General features: G+C 33.6%; 16 protein-coding genes. 3 read left to right on the top strand and 13 right to left on the bottom strand.

Going from position 1 to position 19,406, the window contains the following annotated elements:
• From X929_RS00565 to X929_RS00515, 12 genes are all read right to left on the bottom strand, one after another.
• Positions 1–1,908 (bottom strand): ABC transporter substrate-binding protein, encoded by a 1,908-nt coding sequence (locus X929_RS00565; protein WP_169924904.1) that lies wholly within the window; start codon positions 1,906–1,908, stop codon positions 1–3.
• Between the two features lie 36 nt (positions 1,909–1,944).
• Positions 1,945–3,345 (bottom strand): L-fucose/L-arabinose isomerase family protein, encoded by a 1,401-nt coding sequence (locus tag X929_RS00560; RefSeq protein ID WP_103066131.1) that lies wholly within the window; start codon positions 3,343–3,345, stop codon positions 1,945–1,947.
• 33 nt (positions 3,346–3,378) lie between these two features.
• On the bottom strand, positions 3,379–4,911 hold the full coding sequence (locus X929_RS00555; RefSeq protein WP_103066130.1) for an FGGY-family carbohydrate kinase: 1,533 nt from the start codon (positions 4,909–4,911) through the stop codon (positions 3,379–3,381).
• A gap of 29 nt (positions 4,912–4,940) precedes the next feature.
• The gene (locus X929_RS00550) at positions 4,941–5,579 is read right to left on the bottom strand and encodes an L-ribulose-5-phosphate 4-epimerase (RefSeq protein WP_103066129.1); all 639 of its coding nucleotides are present in this window, start codon (positions 5,577–5,579) and stop codon (positions 4,941–4,943) included.
• A 360-nt stretch (positions 5,580–5,939) separates the two neighbouring features.
• A complete protein-coding gene (locus X929_RS09955) occupies positions 5,940–6,083 on the bottom strand; it encodes a transposase (RefSeq protein ID WP_169924903.1) in 144 nt (47 codons plus the stop codon).
• A 12-nt stretch (positions 6,084–6,095) separates the two neighbouring features.
• Entirely contained in the window at positions 6,096–6,371 is a 276-nt protein-coding gene (locus X929_RS00545) for a hypothetical protein (protein ID WP_103066128.1), read from the bottom strand.
• Between the two features lie 166 nt (positions 6,372–6,537).
• A complete protein-coding gene (locus X929_RS00540; RefSeq protein WP_103066127.1) occupies positions 6,538–7,503 on the bottom strand; it encodes an ABC transporter permease in 966 nt (321 codons plus the stop codon).
• The gene (locus X929_RS00535; protein ID WP_103066126.1) at positions 7,484–8,992 is read right to left on the bottom strand and encodes an ATP-binding cassette domain-containing protein; all 1,509 of its coding nucleotides are present in this window, start codon (positions 8,990–8,992) and stop codon (positions 7,484–7,486) included. The genes X929_RS00540 and X929_RS00535 overlap by 20 nt, the downstream gene beginning before the upstream one ends.
• A 431-nt stretch (positions 8,993–9,423) precedes the next feature.
• Positions 9,424–10,257, bottom strand: a complete 834-nt coding sequence (locus X929_RS00530; RefSeq protein ID WP_103066125.1) for a hypothetical protein — start codon at positions 10,255–10,257, stop codon at positions 9,424–9,426.
• 31 nt (positions 10,258–10,288) lie between these two features.
• Positions 10,289–12,373 carry an alpha-amylase family protein gene (locus X929_RS00525; RefSeq protein WP_169924902.1) on the bottom strand — a complete coding sequence of 695 codons (2,085 nt, stop codon included), beginning with the start codon at positions 12,371–12,373 and terminating at the stop codon, positions 10,289–10,291.
• Positions 12,374–12,636: 263 nt separating this feature from the next.
• Complete coding sequence (locus X929_RS00520) at positions 12,637–12,843, bottom strand: hypothetical protein (protein WP_103066123.1); 207 nt, start codon at positions 12,841–12,843, stop codon at positions 12,637–12,639.
• A gap of 66 nt (positions 12,844–12,909) precedes the next feature.
• Positions 12,910–14,016, bottom strand: coding sequence for a substrate-binding domain-containing protein (locus X929_RS00515; protein WP_103066122.1), 1,107 nt, complete (start codon positions 14,014–14,016; stop codon positions 12,910–12,912).
• A 596-nt stretch (positions 14,017–14,612) separates the two neighbouring features.
• On the opposite strand from X929_RS00515, the gene X929_RS00510 reads away from it, so the two are divergent.
• Together X929_RS00510 and X929_RS00505 are read left to right on the top strand one after the other, a co-directional pair.
• The gene (locus X929_RS00510; RefSeq protein ID WP_103066121.1) at positions 14,613–16,484 is read left to right on the top strand and encodes an ATP-binding cassette domain-containing protein; all 1,872 of its coding nucleotides are present in this window, start codon (positions 14,613–14,615) and stop codon (positions 16,482–16,484) included.
• 19 nt (positions 16,485–16,503) lie between these two features.
• A complete protein-coding gene (locus X929_RS00505) occupies positions 16,504–17,091 on the top strand; it encodes an ANTAR domain-containing response regulator (protein WP_103066120.1) in 588 nt (195 codons plus the stop codon).
• A 15-nt stretch (positions 17,092–17,106) separates the two neighbouring features.
• Here X929_RS00505 and era read toward each other — a convergent pair whose 3' ends face one another.
• Complete coding sequence (gene era / locus X929_RS00500) at positions 17,107–18,033, bottom strand: GTPase Era (RefSeq protein ID WP_103066119.1); 927 nt, start codon at positions 18,031–18,033, stop codon at positions 17,107–17,109.
• A gap of 287 nt (positions 18,034–18,320) precedes the next feature.
• Here era and X929_RS00495 point away from each other — a divergent pair, with 287 nt between their 5' ends.
• On the top strand, positions 18,321–19,331 hold the full coding sequence (locus X929_RS00495) for an ABC transporter ATP-binding protein (RefSeq protein ID WP_103066118.1): 1,011 nt from the start codon (positions 18,321–18,323) through the stop codon (positions 19,329–19,331).
• The last annotated feature ends 75 nt before the right edge of the window (positions 19,332–19,406 follow it).

Here is a 19,406-nt window from a genome sequence, read left to right as displayed (position 1 = left end):
CTATTTCCTACCTGTGGGTTGAAGTTTTGGGAACATATATTTGCTGTTTGCCCAGTTAGGGACAGGATTGGTGTAAGGATCTTCTGATGTAGGATAACCTGTCCAGTAATATCCATCACAAATTGTAAATACATTATATGACATGAGAGGTATTTCAGGCATATCCCGAACCATTAGTTTTAGAAAATCCAAGCCGATAGATATGCTTTCTTCATAATCAAAAAAGTCAGATTTTATGAGATCTTCTATTATTTTGTCCAATTCGTCGCTTTTATATCTAATATAATTAGAACCTGCCGAGACCTCTCCACTCTCTCTGTAAAAATCAGAATGCCATGTGCGGAGAAAGAAAGAAAGGTCTGGATGTCCTCCCCAAGTTTCTATGTTCCAAGCATACGCCACTTCAAAATTACCAGGGTTTAAATAATTTGGCCAAAGAATCGCAGTACCAACACCTTGAATTTGTGCATCAATTCCAAATCTTCTCCACTGTTCAGCAACTTTTTCTGCTCCTCTTGTCGCTATGGGTCTCCCTTCTGCTTCACAAATTATGTTGATTCTCCAGAGGTCACCATTTGGAAGTCTCCAACGTCCACGATTATCTTTTGTAAAGCCTTGACTTATAAGTAACTTTTCTGCTGTTTCAGGAGAATATTTCCACCATCCGTATCCTAAAGATTCTTTAATTTTCTCAGGATCATCAGGTACTTCATATCCGAATTGTTTCTGGGCTAAATCAGTAACCTGGAATGGTATTGTGTCATCATAGGGAAAGAACTTTTGACCATCCACTTCGATATAAAATTCTTTCAACCATTCTTCTAACGGGTCAAAATACCATTTTAAATGGTTACCAGTAGGTGGAACAGCAATTGGTGAAATAGTTGCAGCTCCATTGTAAGAAGCCAAAGCAATTTCTGGCATATTCAAACTGAGTGTAAGAGCCCATCTAACTTCGGGTATGTTGTAAGGGTATTTTTCGTGGTTGAGTAGCAAAGAAATAAGGGTCGGATCTGGATGCGCCCAAGGGAATTCTTCGAACCAAGTCACAGAGTAAGGATTATTTTGTATTAACGATATAGCAGCTTCTGGTGCCAAATCGTGAACAATATCTAGTTCATGTTTCATTTGGTCTAAAAATCTACGCTCTTGTGATAGTCCAATATATAAAACATAATTTGGGCCTGGTTCTCCGTATAATTTACCTAAGGTACTTCTCTCCCAGTCATCTCGTTTTTTCCACAAATTCCAGTATCCGTTTGGATCATAAGATTCCAAAACGTAAGGGCCTAAACTAACAGGGGGATTAAATTTATAAGCTTCTGGATTTTCAACTTTTTCAAAAATATGTTTAGGCATTATGTAGCAACCAGACCACCTTACAGTAAATGTAGCATGCATCCTAGAATTTGGTTGTTTTAATTTCAACACAACTGTGTAGTCATCAGTTTTGTAAGCTTGGTCGACATATATTTCAAAGTTTGCTCCCCAGGCCATTGTAGGATGGGCTTTTAAAGTTTCGACTGTAAAGACAACATCATCCGCCGTAAATTCTACTCCATCGCTCCAATAGATTCCTTCTCTCAGTTTAATGGTCATCATAGTATAATCATCATTATAAATAGGTGGTTCAGCTGCTAAGGAATTTAACCAAGGATCTCCTTCTATACCGGCATCTGGGTCTATATACCATAATGCATCCATAGAAATCTGTTGTAACCCTCGCGACCATGAGGGAGAACCAGGAGCCCAAATATTGAAATTATCTGGATCTGTGGCTCTTCCGTCAGGATTTTCAATAATAATTATTTCATTGCGTGGTATCCCTGACATATACTCTGTTTGGGCAAAAAGAAAAGAACTTAAAATCAGCGCTACTGTTAAAACAAACAAACCTTTCTTTAACATAATTTTCTCCACCTCCATGAAGTTTTTGAAATTCCTTCATACCCTTACATACTCAATTCCGACCATTTTTGCAAACAGTTCCCACCTCCTTGTAATATCTCCGATGTTAAAGCATTGGTGATGAGTTCCTCCGTTTTTGAGCCAGTTAGTCATCGCATTTCTTACTCCTGTATCTGGCTTGAAATGAAAATACGGCATTTCAACATTCGAATAATTCTCACTGTCTATAACTTCGCCTTTTGAAACAACTAACCTGAAATTTCCTTCGCTTAAGGGGGCTAAGGAAGTTATGGTTCCTTCACCTGGCTGCACGTTGAATACAACTGTTGGTGGATTGTTTAAATCTCCTATACCTAAAAATCTGTCTATGAGTTTTATTGGTTTATCTTTTCTTGCTACTTTCCAATTACCTTCTCCCATATGGCTCATAAAAACGGAGTCTCTTTCAAAATCCATAGCATACATCTCTGTGAAATGTCCGTTAGTGCCTAAGATATGTCCTATTTTTACAACCGCAGCTCCAAGTGCATCCCCTTCTGCTCCATATCCATATCCTTTTGCCATTAAATTAGAGGCGGCCATTAACGGTAACTGTTCGAACCTTCCGTCATCTTTTACGGAATCGAAGTAGATACTGTATCCATCGTAGCTGTTATCTTCAAGGAACTTTTCAATGGCAACCTGAAATTTTGCTGCAAAGTCGTGTTGGTCTTCTTTTAGATTAGGATCAATTTCAAAGTTCTTTGCGTTTTCTGCTTTAACATCTTCGATCTCTTTCTTTGTTACTTTTTCAAAGTAAGAATATATCTTCCCCATGCTTTCGTCTACTATTTCAACTCCAAGTTTTTTTAATAACGCGGATGAATCAAAGGTAATATCCCCCATCCCAGGCATTCTTCCAACAACTGCGATTCTTAAATTTTTACAAGCTTTTGCTGCTTGAGCTGCCAGACTCCAATCTTTCACAAAGTTTTTGAATTCTTCCTCTTTCCAATTTCCTGTAACCACGGGACAATTGATACCTAATCTAACTATTGCATTCATGTTATCTTGTGCCCCGTGTATTCCTTGGTTGTAAGTTAAAAGTTCCATATCCCAGTCTTTTGTTACAGAAGATAAAGGTTGAATATTTGCGAGCATTATCGGCAAATTATTCTTTTTTAACGCGGGAACAATTCTTTGACCTGGACTGTAAGTCAACATCATAATCATAATTCCATCTATTTCATTATCGTTGTTATAAGTTTCAACTATTTCTTCAATGTCTTTTCTATTTCTAGCAGGCTTAATAAATTTGAATTCTGCTATATCTCCTAATTCTTTAATAACTTCTTTAACGTAGTTAGATTGAGTTTCAACTATTTTAGGATAAGTTTTGTCATACAGTTCCTGCATAATTCCTAATACTCCAATTGTGGGTTTTTTCTTATCTACCATCTTGCACCTCCAAAGATTGTTTTGTTTAGTAAGTTATAATTTGGCAATTTTATGCATTATTTCTTTAGTATTGTTATATAGTTCTAAAAACAATTTGTAATACTCGTCGTATTTATCGAAATTGTCTTTATTTGTGTTTACGGTTGTTTCTATCTTTATCCAATTTTTGATTTCCTCAGGTTTTTTGAATATCCCCGTGCCAAGTCCAACGAGAAACGCATCTCCCAAAGGGGCTTCAATGTTGTCGGATAATTTGATCATGTTGTAGCCTGTAACATCCGCAAAGATCTTAGTCCAAAGGTTAGAATTGGCTACTCCTCCTACTATCCAACAGTCTGGATTTAGTTTAATGCCGGATTCTTTTGCGGTTTGCATGTTATGTCTTAGGGAGAAAGCAGCGGATTCCATGAGAGCCCTATAAATATGTGGTTTTTTGTGGTACAATGTGATTCCGAAAATAACCCCTCTTGCGTCAGGATCCCATATAGGGGATCGTTCTCCCATGAAATATGGTAAGGCTAAGAGACCCTCGCTACCCAAAGGTACTTTTTTTGCCTTCATTTCTAAAAGTTCATAAGGAGAATAGCCAGATTGTTCACCAAAAGTTTTTTCCATTTGACCAAATTCATCTATAAACCAGTTTACTAATGCACCTGTTGTGGCACTACCACCAAATGTATAGAGTAAATGATCTTCATCTACAACGTAGGGGTAATTTACTAATTGGGGAGTGGTGGGTTTTTTATCGTACAACAGAGTTCCCCAACACGTGGAAGTTCCAGCCATAAATACATGTTCTCCTTCGTTCAATACCCCAGCGCTTAATTGTGCCATTGGTGCATCTATTCCTCCTGAGATTATGGGAGTGCCTTCTTTTAATCCAGTAAGTGCTGCCATATCCTTCTTTAAATAACCTGCAATATCTTTGGAGCTTAGTATTTTTTCTGGTAGTTTCTCTATGGGAATTTCTAGAATCTTTCCCATTTCTTCAGACCAATTTTTTGTTCTGATATCAAAAACCCCACCTAAGTTTCCGGCTGAACTGTAATCAGTTGAAAGTTCTCCAGTAAGCTTATATATAACGTAATCTTTAGGACTAACGAATTTATAAGTGTTTTTCCAAACATCAGGTAAGTTATTTTTTATCCACATTATCTTGGTGAAACCAAAATAAGAATCAACATAATTTCCTGTTATTTCAAATAGTTTATCTTGTGATACATTCTCTTTAACCCACTGTGTTTCTTTTGATGCCCTTCTATCCATCCAAATAAGACATGGATACAGAGGGTTCATATCTTTGTTTACAGGGACGCCAGCACCACCGTATAATCCACTTAAAGATACTCCAGCTATCTCAGCAGGATTTATATTAGCTTTTTCTACACTTTCTTTTAAGGTTTGAATGAAAGCTTCTACCCATACATCTGCATTTTGTTCAGCCCAAGAAGCCTTTGGTGTGTTTACTTTATAAGTCTTGCTTGCTTTTGAAATTAGATTTCCTTTTTCATCTAAAATAACAGTTTTTGTTCCAGTAGTTCCTATATCCGTACCTATTAAATACATATGTTGTCCCCCTTAAACCATTAATTTTGTCATTTTTGGCCGTAGTTACTGTGATGAAATTCATATAATCTTTTTGCTTCTTTTTCGTCCAAAGGTTCTGGATTTCCAATAGTTTTAGCAAGATAAGCTGTTTGTGCGATTTCTTCCAAAAAGATAGCTTTTCTTATAACTTCTTTGATATCTTTTCCCATGACTATTACCCCATGTTTGCTTAAAAGAACTGCTTTTGCTTGATTAACAACTTCAATCACAGCTTTACCAATTGCCTCAGAACCTACAGGTGCATAGTTTGAAACAGGTACTTGTACACCAAAAACATCAGCATGTGCGGTGCTATAAACAGGTATTGGCTGTGATAGCAAGGCAAAAGCAGAAGCATAAGGTGAATGAGTATGAATGATACTCCCCACATCAGGTAAGTTTTTATAAAGGTAAAGGTGGGTGGCAGAATCAACAGACGGTTTTAGTTTACCTTCTACCACGTTTCCTTCCATATCCAGAACTACCATATCTTCTGCTTTTAATTCGTCATATGGTATTCCAGAGGGTTTGATTATTACGTGATTGTTAACCTTTACACTGACATTTCCACTTGTGTAAGCAACTAATCTGTATTTTTCGAGATTCATGTGGGCTTTGTATAGTTCTTTTTTCAAATCTTCGTACATTCCCGACTCCCTCTTTGTTATAAAAGTTTATGTTTCAAAACTGCTACAAATAAGATTTTTAGAGTTAACTTGTATGATAAAAATATTACAACATGTATATATTATTCTTAGTAAATTTTAAATATGTACATACCAATTATATATCTATATCTCTTGAAAACAAAATCCGATTATTAGCAATTACAGTAGATCTCGCCTGTTTAAGGGGGATTAAAATGGATTAACAACTTAATTCTCAGTTTTTGAAAAAAATGTAAAAAAATAAAACCCTGGTTAGAATTTTTTTCTAACCAGGGTTTAAAGTCGATTTTATGGTTCAAAATCAGATTTCTCACGAAAATAGTGGTAATTAAATTGGGGTTAATTAAGTTTATCTAGGGAAATATAGATAGTAATTTTTAAATTCTTTAATGTTTTAAAACTAAAAGCCTTTTTAGTAAATCCTCTAAGTATAGAGTTCATACCTTCTATTTTACCGTTTGAGATATTCGTTTTTATGTGCAACAAGATACCTTCCTAACGAACCTCTACAGTCTTTGTCCCATCATCTGTTTTTATTCTAGCTACTCTCGCATGTATGTATGTTTCACATTGGAATAGGTTTAAGTGTCTCCACTTTCTTTGAACTGTATCGTATGCACTGTAATATTTACCGTTGTATTCGAACTTTGCGCCTTTTTTGAAATCTACATATATGTTGATTGTATTTTCTTGTTGTTCTATCTTTTCTATGTACCATGGCTCTGTTATATTCAGTATCTGTTCAAAGAATTTGGGTAACTCTTTTCTCATCTGGCATCACTCCTTATCTGTTTTGTGTTTCCTTAAATGATACCAGATTATTTAATCATTTGTTCATATTTCATTTTTTCTACCCACACTTTTTGGAAGAGAATCATTATTTGTTATTGCGTTTTTTATAACTTATTGTATTTTTTTACCTATTTTTGATGTGCTGCTATTCTTTTTCTTTTTTACTTCCAAATGCTACTGCTAAGATTATAATGAGCCCACTAACCATCATCTGCTGACTAACTTCTAAACCAGCAAGAATCAATCCATTATTAATTATCCCCATTATAAGGGCACCAAAGATTGTTCCTATTATTGTACCTTTTCCTCCAAAAAGGCTTGTTCCTCCAAGTATTACAGCAGCAATAACATTTAATTCGTCACCTTCACCGAATGAAAACCTTCCTGACTGCATTCTCCCAGCATATAACATACCTGCTAAACCAGCCAAGGCCCCAGAAAGTGTAAAAGTCAGCAATTTTATTCTATTTGTATTAATACCCGTATATCTTGCTGCTTCTTCATTTCCTCCTGTAGCAAGAGTATATCTACCAAAAGTAGTCTTTCTATATACTAGATCACCAGCTATCCCTATCAAAATCATCCAAAAAAGTAAAACTGGTATACTGCCAATATTACCCGAACCAAACCAAAAATTATAAGATTCATTCATAATGGGCACTGGTGCAGTATTTGTAATCCACATTGCAGCCCCCCTTACAACTTGCATCATACCCAAAGTAACAATGAAAGAGGGTATACCAACTGTGGTAGTCAAAAGTCCATTTGCAAGGCCAATAAGTAAACCTGTGCCGACCCCAATTATTGAGGATAAAATTATGCCATATCCTGCTTCTAACGAAAGAGCGGTGGTTAAAGATGATAAAGCTGTAATTGATCCAACTGATAAATCTATTTCTCCAGTAGATATAACAAATGTCATGCCAACTCCCATTACTGCAATTATCGCTGTCTGTCTAAATACATTTAGGATATTAACTTTTGATAAAAATCCTGCATCGAAAAGTGTAACAGAAAAAAATAAGAATACAACTATGAAGGCAATATAAACAATATTTTGTCGCCAATTTAGATTTTTTCTAACTAACTTACTATCCTTTTTGTACGGCATGTTGCAATTCCTCCTCTGAAAAAATATCTTCTCTATTAATAGCCCTGGCAACCATACCATTTTTTAATACTATAATTCTATCACTAATAGCCAGAAGCTCTTGTAACTCGGACGATATGATCACAATTGATTTATTTTCAATAGCAAGGCTTCTTATTAATTCTATTATTTCAGTTTTAGCACCTATGTCTACCCCTATGGTTGGTTCATCCATAAGAAAAATCTCTGGTTGATGTGCGGTCCATTTTCCTATTACCACCTTTTGTTGATTACCACCTGATAAAAATTTTACCTTCTGATTAATTCCTTCAGTTTTAATACTAAGTGTCTTAATTAATTTTTCTGTTATATCTCTGCCCTTTTTATCATTTATAAATAATTTTTCTTTAAGTTTTTTAAGGATAGGAAGAAGTATATTATCTTTTACACTATGATCCAAAATCAGTCCCTTTGTTCTCCTGTTTTCAGGTACTAATGCTAACCCTGCATTCATAGCCTCTTGAGGGGATTTGATATTTACTTTCTTATTATTTATCCTTATTTCTCCTGAGTCGTATGACTTTATCCCAAAAAGAGACTCTACAATCTCTGTTCTTCCACTTCCCATTAAACCAGCTACGCCTAAAATTTCTCCGGGATATAACTCAAAACTTATGTTATTAAGGTTATGCCTTTTTGAATAGAGATTTTTAACTTTTAATACTGGCTCTTTTCTCTCAATATCTCTTTTCTGCCATTCGAAGGCGTGCTCTAATTCTCTACCAACTATATGTTCTATAATTTGTTCAAGAGTTAAGCTGCTACTATTTTGAGTTAAAACATTTTCTCCGTTTCGTAAAATTGTAACTCTATCTGCTATCTTCAAAATTTCTTCCATTCTGTGTGAAATATAAATAATTGAAATTCCTTTTTCTTTTAGATGCTTCATAAAATCAAATAGAATTTCAGTTTCGTTTTCACTTAATGAAGAAGTTGGTTCATCCATTATTAAAATTTTAGAATTGTAGGACAATGCCTTGGCAATTTCAACCAACTGCCAGTAAGCTACACTATATTTGTCTATAGTCTCCTCGGGATGTACATCAATATGTAAACTATTTAGTAATGTTTGAGCTTTTTTAAGACATTTTTTATCGTCTATCAATCCTAATCTGTTTTTTGGTTCTTGATTTAAAAATATATTTTGGGCAATTGTTAAAGTAGGCACAAGACTGAATTCCTGAAATACCATGGCGATCCCGTTGACTTTTGCATCTTTTGGTTCGTTTATTTCTATTTTTGTGCCATTAATGAATATATTTCCACTATCTTTTTTATAAACTCCTGTAAGAATTTTCATTAAAGTAGACTTCCCTGCACCATTTCCTCCGACCAGAGCATGGATCTCTCCCTTTCTTAACTCAAAGTTTACTTCTTTGAGGACTTTTATTTTGTCGAATGATTTGGAAATATTCTCCATTTTCAAAAGAAGTTCGCACACTTTAACCATCCTTTCTGAAAAGAAACAACTTTGAAAAAAGTTGTCTCTTAAGTTAAAACAATTTTTTCAGTAATTTTTACCCTTTTCTTCTTTCTCACAAATTCTAGAACTTTATCTTCTACTAACCAATATATCTATTTTCATCATAAAAATCGGGCTTTTGTTATCTTGCTTGCTAGTTATTTTGTTCTTTTTTCATAACAACAAAGAACAAAGTAAATTCAAAAATTATAAAAAATACGGACGATTTGCTGTCTTCTATCATGTGTATTTTTCCTAAAAATACTTCATTTCTAATTACTTTTCAATTTTTAAAGAGCTTATTGGATAATTATCCAATATTTTAGCTCTTTTTCTTCTTGCCTTAACTAATTTTACCTTTCATTAATTTTTGTTTTTGGGGATTTCTGAAGAGAATATATTAAAATTAATTAGTTTTCTTAACTTAATTCGTGCAATTCGTATTTTGCAATTAAAGTGTCTAGGTTATTATTACTGGGGTCTACAATTATTGTGCCATCAGAACAAAGCTGCTTAAACTTATATCCACAATCTTTACTTTCTGAAATTTCTTGATACGTTTCTTTGCTCATGTAGATAGCAAGTCCAATCTTCCAATAACTATCATTAACCCAACTGTTAATTTTTGAATATTCATTTCTCCAGTTCTTTTCTATCAAGCCTTGTTTAACTGATGTTATTAAAGATATCTTCTTTTTTTCATTGAATCCTAGAATTAAACTTGTCCATAATTTGGTAGAATCTTCAAAAACTGCCATAGTAACAACAGTACTTTTCTCTACAAAATTATTTATTAGAGATTCAACTTCAAGAAAACCCGGTTTTCCCGGCAGTAACCATTGAAGACCAAGTTGCTTGCTGGCCGGTCCAGGATATGTCACTATTCCTGGATAGTAACAATCAAGTTTTGAATACATTCTGTACATGTAATGATCAAGATCTTCTTCAGCTGTCCAAGCGGATTGGACTTCATCATAGTAGGTTTCAACACTACCTCTATCTAAAATTATAACTAGTTCTGTACTTTCTTTATTCGCTTCAAACAATTCTTTAGCATCTCGTTGAGGATCCACAACTATGCTTATTGGCCTATTAATGGATTCATTGTGTGAATGGGTTATGTTCAAAACTTTTCCTTTTTCATGGATTAGAGTGATTCTTTTTTTCTCTCTAACCCCCAGTAGAAATTCATTATGAAGCTTTGACCATTGATCAATATCCAAATCAATCATTAATGGGTTTTTGTCTAACATCTCAATTCTTCTCCTTTCTATTTTTTGTTTATTATAGTTTTAATATTTTAATTTCATAAGGTGATAATTTATCTTTAAGTATCCCATTTTCAGTTTTAATTTCTTCTTCATTCCATACATCTGTCACCATATTTGTACTAATTGGTAACTCAATTTCTGCATCTATCTCTTCAAAGGTAGGATTTGCGATAAAGAGAATAAATTCGTCCTTTGATTTGTGTTTATACAATACGGCATCTAGCTTTTCGTTATTCATTCTGATTTTTGAGACTTTTAAATTACCTAATATATTTTCTATTGAACTTTTAACTGTCTCTTTTTCTGAAATTACAAATAAATTACCTTTCCCGATAGAGTATTTTTCAATAGCTTTATTCGTTGAATTTTTGATAATTTCTCTGTGAGCCTTTTCTACAAATAACTTTAAAGATGAGGTTTCTTTGAAACTCTCGTTTAATTCAGGAATGCTTGGACCAATTATCAGATTTCCTCCAATTTCGATATATTTGATTAATTTCTTACTAATTTCCTCACTTAGATATTCAAATGATGTTATTACAACAACTTTATATTTCATCCATTTTTCAAAAACCTGTTCAGTATCACCAAGGTTAAATGAAAAACCTCCGGAACTCAAAGCTTTGTAGAAAGTATCGAACCAGTTACTTTTCTCTATTTGTATTGGCTTTTTAAAACCGAAAGTATTTGTTGAAACAATTTTAGAATCTGGATATTCAGAAAATCCAAATACTGATTCAAGAAAATCTCCTTCTACCGGAAGTAGTGTCGTTGCTGCTTCGAGCCTATCATAGTCTCGGTTGACCACTAGAAGCACATCCGTTTGTTTATCAAAGTCATTCCATCTAAATTTCATTAAATTTTTCGTAATTTTTTCATGTATAGGGTAGGATTTTTTGTTGATTTCTCCTTTATGAGAAATTGGAGATCCTAGCCATTTATTTCTGTCTACCAACATATATCGATTGAATTCCTTTATTCCGTGCATTAATGCAGCTTTTGTAGTAAATGCTTCGTCCTCAATATTTCCTGGTTTTATATACCAAGGCCATACACCGGTTCCCAATTCAGGTATATAAGGAAATCTACTACATCCTGCAACATATGATGTAATAGTTTTCACATGGTTATATAGTTCTTTTTTGGAATAAATATCAAAACCGACAAAATCTATTTCTTCCTCTAATTTGGGCAGGTTAAACGGAGTTGAAGGGGCACCTGACGCACCTCCTGGTCCTAAAGGATGAGGATAGTTATGAAAAAGAGGAACATTTATACCTCTCTTTCTCATGCGATTTCCTAAATTTCTTATACTATTTATTAAATAATATTCACGATATTCAATCCAATCTAAATAATATGGCAACTCATCTTTTGAAGCCCCTTCGAAACGAACGGGTGGATTGATTTCTTCAAAACAAAGGTAATTTGAGTGATACATATTATTAAGTTTTTGAATACTTTCATATTTTTCTTTCAAAAAACTTCTGTAAAGGGTTTTTGAGCTTTCGCTGTAATCTGTTGTATAAGGATTAATGTGGAAAAAGTATCCCATTTCATTGTCTATTTGTACAGCAACAAGATTACCTTTTGGAGGCTGGTGCTTTTCTAGAATAGGACAAATAGCATCATACCAAATATCTACTTCTGCAAGAAAATTTTCATTGGTATAAGATAATGCAGGTATTGGTTTTGGTACCTGGTTAAGTATAACTTTACCGCCTTTTGGATTTTTAGCTTGATAATTGGCATTTTTTATAATTCTTTCTGGAAAACCAAACCAAGTTAATTCAGAATTGATTTGGGGTCCGGGCCTTACTGACACAGTTAATCCTTTTTCATCACATAACGAAAGAAACTTGTCAATATCTTTGCTTGTTTCAATCTCGCCAAAGTCAAAGGTCCCCTTTGTAATTTCGTGAATTTCCCAAGGAATATAGGTGGTTATTCCAGTAAAGCCTAACCCTTTTACCTTATCCAATATTTCACTCCATCTTTCCTGTTTAATGCGCCAATAATGTATAGAACCACTGTACATAGATATTATTCGTCCGTCAACAACGAAATTTTCATTGTTGATTCGAACATGCTCAGTCATAGCTGTACTCCTCCTTTTTTGTATATTTTTTAGTGTCTTTAGAAGCTCTAAAACATGCATTGTAACCAACTTTTAATACCTTCAATATTAATGCTTTTACTTCCTCACTATATAATTTATTTGATACCACATCTTTATTATCTGGATTGGTTTGTTGTCCCACATTTTAGTAATATGATGGGCAGAACAGGGTACTCCCGTCGGGCTTTACTTAAGGCTATTTTCGTTCAGAAAGTTAAAGGTTTTACAGTAAGGGAGTTGATTCATTTCCTTAAGAGAAATCTTTTTTCAACGTCCCCATCTTCACCCTTGTTTCCCCTGCTTCTGCCTATGACAAGAATTATGCTTTCGTCCTTTTTTACAAAAAATTTTCCTATCTTATAAACTATATTAAAATTTTCAAAGAGTATTATATTAAATAGTTTTCCAACATTGTGTTTTTTTCTTCCCCTTATTAACTTATTTTTCATTTTGTTAATCACTGTTCTTTTTCATTTTAGAAGTGAATATTTTTACAAAATATCACTATTTTCACTTTATTTGAAATAACGGGTAATGGTTTCAGGTGGTTCAGTGTTGTATGCAGTTTTCCAGGCTTCAAGTAAGTTGTCTCTAGTAACTTTCAAAGCGGGAACAGCATAATAGGGGGCGACATCTTTACCTAGTAATGAATACCCAGCAATTATTGCTTCTGCAACTCCCTGCCAATATGGTAACTGGGCTCCTATGCCTTTAACCATGCCACCTTGTGCCATGTTTATTGCTACATTTTCTCCTAAATCACAAGTTGTAATTACAATATCGTTTATTCCTGATGACCTTAAGATAGAAATTGTGCTTTCAGCTGGAACATCCCAATTGACCCAAATACCCTCTAAATTTGGATTTCTGGTGATCATAGCTGATGCCACACCAGCAGATTTATTAGGATCTATAAATCCGCCACGAGCTACAATTTCTATATTGGGGAACTCTTTTTTAATTGTATCTTCGAACCCCTGTGCTCTTTGTTTTGTTACAAAAAAATCTGCATCATGAAATATCATCCCTATCTTACCTTTACCATTCAGAACTTCCCCCATAATCTCGGCTGAAACTACACCATTACCATAGTTATCAGCAGAGACAACACTGACATAATCTCTTCCAGGTTTCATATTAGCAGGAACGTTATCCATAAATATTAATTTTATGCCAGCTTCTGCTGCTCTTTTATATGCAGGTGCCGTAGCCGTTGGATCAGTTGGAATACTGACAATAATGTCTGGATTCATAGCCATAATAGTTTCAATATCCGACACCTGCTTTTCTGGTTTAAATTGGGCGTCAGTAATGGCAACAACTTCTATACCCATTTTTTCAAAGGTTTCTTGCAAGGCACGAGCTTGGGCTTTCGACCAATCGTTACCAGAGTAGTGAAAAGAAATAGCTGCAGTATAATTGCCAGCTCTTATTTTGTCAACTTCAGCAGCAGTAAGAGAAAGTGTTTTTGCTGATGTAGCTTGCTCGCCTAAGGGGCCTGTGCTCATAACCGGGTTATCGGGTAAATCCTGGCTCACAGAAATTCCTTGGGCAAAAGCTATAGTAACTGCAAAAGTTAAAACAAAAAAAACTATAAAACCTATCTTACTTATATTCTTCATTATATTCCTACCTCCTTCTAGATTTTTGGATTTTCGAATGATTCTTGTTCATCAAAATCTCACTTTTAGGTTTCGTTAGTATCCAGAATCTCCATCAAATCATGGTTATAAAAAAATAATTTTTCCAAAATTCCTCCCTTCTTTATTATGCATTTCCATTAAATATATGAAACTCTTTTTACTAATTCTCTGAAAACCGAAAAATTTTATCTTTTTTTCTAACCCTCATAAAAACCACCTCCCATTTTCAAAATTTTTCTATTTCTAGAGGCTCTAATTTTGTCCTTGCAAAGTGACTAAAAAAACCTACCAAACAAAAAATGCCTTAGTATATATTTCAATATACTAAGGCATTCATGACCTCATATTATTGATTTTTTTATTGAATATTGTCACCCCACCCTTGAGGATGACTTTCTAAAAACATTTAATCATATTTTCATTTTTATGTCAAATCTGATTACAAGCGATTATAAGCAATCACACTCAATTAGCAGGAAATAAAGCCAAATAATAAGAAAATCCTCAGTTTTTCTAATAAATATGAAATTTGATATAATAAAAAATGAAATTAATCAATTTTGTGGTGATAATAAATGCCAGAAAAAATTTTTAAAATTCAAAATTTTTGTGTAAAAGATCAAGACACGGAACTTTTAAAAAAATTCTCCTTAGAAATACAAAAGGGGGAAGTTATGGCCATTGTTGGTCAAGAAGGCTCAGGTAAGAATGCTATTATCAATGGATTAATTGGTAAGTTACCAGCAGATGGAAAATTGCATCATAGGGGGCAACTTGTACCTTTCAGCCTATATGATCTAAAGAAAAATAAGATAGAAATTATTAATCAAAAACCTAAATTATTAGAGAACCTCTCTGTTTCTGAAAATTTGTTTTTAGATACTTCTTATAATCAGAAACAATCTATTTTTTATTCTAAAAGGAGAATCCAAAGCGTAGTGGAGGAAATTTTAAAAAAGCATAATTTGAACTTACCACCAGATATGAAAGTAGGGGATCTTACACTAGAAGAAAAGAAAAATTTGGCGTTTGTAAGAGCGTTTTCTGTTAATCCAGATGTTGTAATTTTATACGAACCAGCGGAGAATATTTCTTTAAGTTCTCTGATGAACCTTCACAATATGATAAGAACACACAAAAAAGAAGGCAAAAGTGTAATTTATATAACTAAACAATGGGAAGATGCCTTGAGAATCGCTGATAAGATAGCAATATTGAATGAAGGTGAGATCACCGAAATTCTGGACTCTCAAGAAGTAAAAAATAATCCTAAAAAATTGATAAACAAAATTATGGGATTTAACTCTGATGACAACAATGTAAATCCTGAAGAAAGTCAACTAATTGAATCGGTCTTTGAAGCAGCAGAATATTTAACATCAGAATATGAGTTAGATGATCTTATGAATCTACTTGCGAAAAATGCTGCAAAAGCTATGAAGGCAGATGCGTGTGGAATATCTCTGATGGATGAGGACACAAACGCAATAATAGACAAGGTTTTCTACAAACAAAATAAGAACGTGGAAGTTGAGCCGAATGAATCAGAAATCTTAAATTTAATCGGCGATGAAAAAGTTTATTATTTTTCAAAAAGAGATAGAGGATTCGAAAAATTCTTCAAAATCAACAAAGATATATGTAGTTTTATATGTGTTCCTTTGTACATAAGATCAAGGTTGAGTGGCATAATCCACATATATTACAAAGAAGTATATATTTATTCAGAAGAAGAGATAAAGTATTTAGAAACTATAGCCCATCAAGCTGCTTTAGCGATTCATGATACAAGGTTAGTTGGAAGTTCTGTATTGTTACAAGAGAGTCATCATCGAATCAAGAATAATCTACAGTCTATAATTAGTTTAATGTCTTTGTATAAAATGTCCATCAAAAAAGATCCCAGGAAAGATGTAACAGAGATGCTCGATGATTTAATGTCAAAGATAAAAAGCATCGCCGCTGTGCATGAATTGTTATCGAAAGATAAATTGAGTAGAAGCATTATTAACCTCAAAGATGTGATAATTAAGATAGCCAAATTCATGAGCAGTACAAGGGAAGGGGTCAAATTTAACTTTGAATTGCAGGATATTTTCGTTTCATATAGCAAGGCCACCGCTATAGCTTTGGTGGTGAACGAGTTGGTTACTAACAGTTTTAAATATGCTTTTGTTGGTAAAGATAATTGTGAGATTACTATTATTTCAAAATTTGAGAACGGATCAATAAAACTAGTGATTTCAGATAACGGAGTAGGTTTCCCCCAAAATTTTGATATAAAAAAAACCCAGGGACTTGGTTTATCGATTGTGTATTCTATAATTACCAAACAACTAAATGGGGAAATAGAAGTCGAAAACTCTAAAGGTGCTAAAGTTCGAATTGAGATCCCGTTAAAACAGATTAGTAAGAATATTTCTGTTGAAGAAATGGAGAAAATTTAAAGATGTTGGGGGTTAAACTATGAAGGATTTGAAAGTACTGATCGCCGAGGATGAATATTTAATTTTAATGGGGTTAAAAAGTAACTTAGAAAATCTAGGGTGTAAAGTAGTAGGAGAAGCTACAAACGGTGAAGAGCTGGTCAAATTAGCTTTAGAAAAAAAGCCGGATATGATTATAGCTGATATCAATCTACCTGTTATGAATGGTTTGGAGGCATTAAGAAGGATAAGCGAGAAAGTTTTTATTCCCACATTGATTGTAAGCGGTTACGATGATGAAGAATTGATCGATAGAGCAAAAAATCTGGGAGTATTAGGGTACTTAATAAAGCCAATAGATGAATCAGATTTGAAAGCTGCGATTGAAATCGCTCTTTCTAGATTTGAGGATATTAAGAATTTAAAAAATGAATTAGAAGTAACCAAAGAAACTTTGGAATCAAGGAAATTAATAGAAAAAGCCAAAGGTATCATAATGGAAAGATTACGATTGAACGAAGAAGAATCTATGAAATTTTTGCAAAAAAAGAGTAGAAATTCCAACAAAAAGTTAGTTGATGTTGCGAAGGAGATTATAGAAGCTGACAAGGCTTTTAGAATTGATTAAATTGCTTACAAAAGTTTACTTTCCATCTTTTGTTTCTTCTACTTTGTATTCCATAACGTTATTTAAAATATTTTTGTCGTCTCTCCATTTTTCACGAACCTTTACGTAAAGATCGAGGTAGACTTTTCTTTCAAAAAGTTCTTCTATGTCTTGTCTTGCCAATTGACCGATCTTTTTAATCATACTTCCGTTTTTACCTATTATAATAGGTTTTTGACTTTTCTTTTCAACATAAATTTCTGCTCTTACGTACAAAACGCCGTTTTCTCTTTCTTTCAATTCTTCTATAACTACCCCGCTTGAATGAGGGATCTCTTCCTTTGTTAAATGAAAGATTTTTTCCCGAATTAGCTCAGAAATGATGAACCTTGACGGTTTATCCGTGATCATATCTTCTGGGTAGTATTGGGGACCTTCGGGTAATAAATCTATAATACTTTGTTTTAATTCAAAAAGATTTTTACCCGTCAAAGCGGAAATTTCAATGGTTTTAAGTATATTCGAACACAAACTTTGTATTTTTTCTGTCATCAGGTTAATTTTTTCTTTATCTTTTACTAGGTCAACTTTGTTGACAAGAAGAATGGTAGGAATTTTTGATTTATCAACTAGTTCAGCAACTCTTAAATCGGAATTTCTTAAACCATCCTTTGCATCAATTATAAAAAGTATCAGGTCAACACCTTTCAATGCATTTATTGCGATATTGACCATGTATTCCCCGATTTTTCTTATAGGTTTGTGAATACCCGGGGTGTCTACAAAGACTATTTGATAATGATCTTCCGTTAATATACAGTTTACTCTATTTCTTGTGGTTTGTGGTTTGTCAGAAACGATAACCACTTTTTGACCCAACAAAGCGTTTATCAATGTTGATTTTCCTACGTTAGGCTTTCCTGCCAAGGCAACAAAACCACTTTTAAAACCGTTATTTTCCATATTTTCCTCCAAAAAACTATATTTGATAATCTCACACTCATTATTTTTATTTATATTGTATTGTAGTATTAAGCAAAAGTCAAGTTATGAATGACACTTTATCAAATGGGGTTATATTGCAATTCGTTCTCAGAGCCGGAGGAATGGATTAACACTGTTACTCTTATAAAATCAAAATTTCTAAAATCATAAATATTATAATTAATCCTAAGTTAAATATGATATAATTTCAGTGAAAAAGTAACCTCAATCTTTGCTCTATTATCTGGCAAAGGAGGTGAAAAATAATGGTTGAAGTAACCAATGATGTTTCTTTAAAGGTAGAAAATCTAAGTTCTCACGTTGGTGAATTCAGGCTAAAAAATATCTCTTTTGAATTACCTGGTGGAGAAGTTTTATCTATTTTAGGACCTTCAGGTTCAGGTAAGACGGTACTATTAAGAACACTTGCAGGTTTGAATAAAACTGAGTCTGGAGCAATTATCTTTGAAGACGAAAGGATAGAAAAGTATTCTCCAAGAGACAGGAAAGTTGGCTTTGTCTTTCAAAACTATGCAATTTTTCCACATTTAGATACGAAATTGAATTTGGGCTTTCCTTTGTACATTGGTGGAGAAAAGAAAAAAGAAGTGTATAAGATAGCGATAAAAGCTGCAGAAGAGTTAGATGGTTTACCAAATTATTTAGAATTAAAGCCTGATGAATTGCCCGAAGGCATGAAGCAGTTGATCGCCTTTGGGAGAGAGAAATTACACGATTGTAGGTTGTTGCTCCTTGATGAACCGCTGAGTCAGTTGGATAGAAAGCTCCACGTAGAAATGAGAGCTTTGCTCAAAAGATTTATAAAAGAGTTAGATAAAACAACGATTGCGGTTTTCAGTGATCCCGAAGATGCTTTGTCAGTAAGTGATTACCTTGCTATACTGGATGATGGAGAACTTCTGCAATTTGGAGAAACCTTCGATGTTTACCAGAACCCATCAAACTTAAAAGTTATGGAACTTACTTCCAGATTAGGATTGAACACAATAGACGTTGAAGTCAAAGATGGCAACGTATTAAATAAATTAAAAGTGAATAAAGAGGATGGTAATTACAAGTTATGCTTTAGACCTGAAGAAATAGTCATTAAAGATGAAGGATTCGAAGTTCAGACGATAGAAAGTCATATCTACGATTCTTCTCATAATTTGGTAGAATGCGATTTCCATGGAAAGTTGATCAGACTCTTGGTGCATAAAAATGCACCTGAGAAATTTAATTTTATTCCAACTAATCCTAAATATTATTTATCATAATCTATACTAAACTAAGGGATTTTGAAGAGGAACCTCCAAAATCCCTTCTTAAAAAGTAATTACGAAGGAAGGTAG

Source organism: Petrotoga olearia DSM 13574 (assembly GCF_002895525.1).
Taxonomy (GTDB): Bacteria; Thermotogota; Thermotogae; order Petrotogales; family Petrotogaceae; genus Petrotoga; species Petrotoga olearia.
The sequence above is the reverse complement of the archived record's forward strand: the minus strand, read 5'-3'. Positions and strand labels throughout refer to the sequence as shown.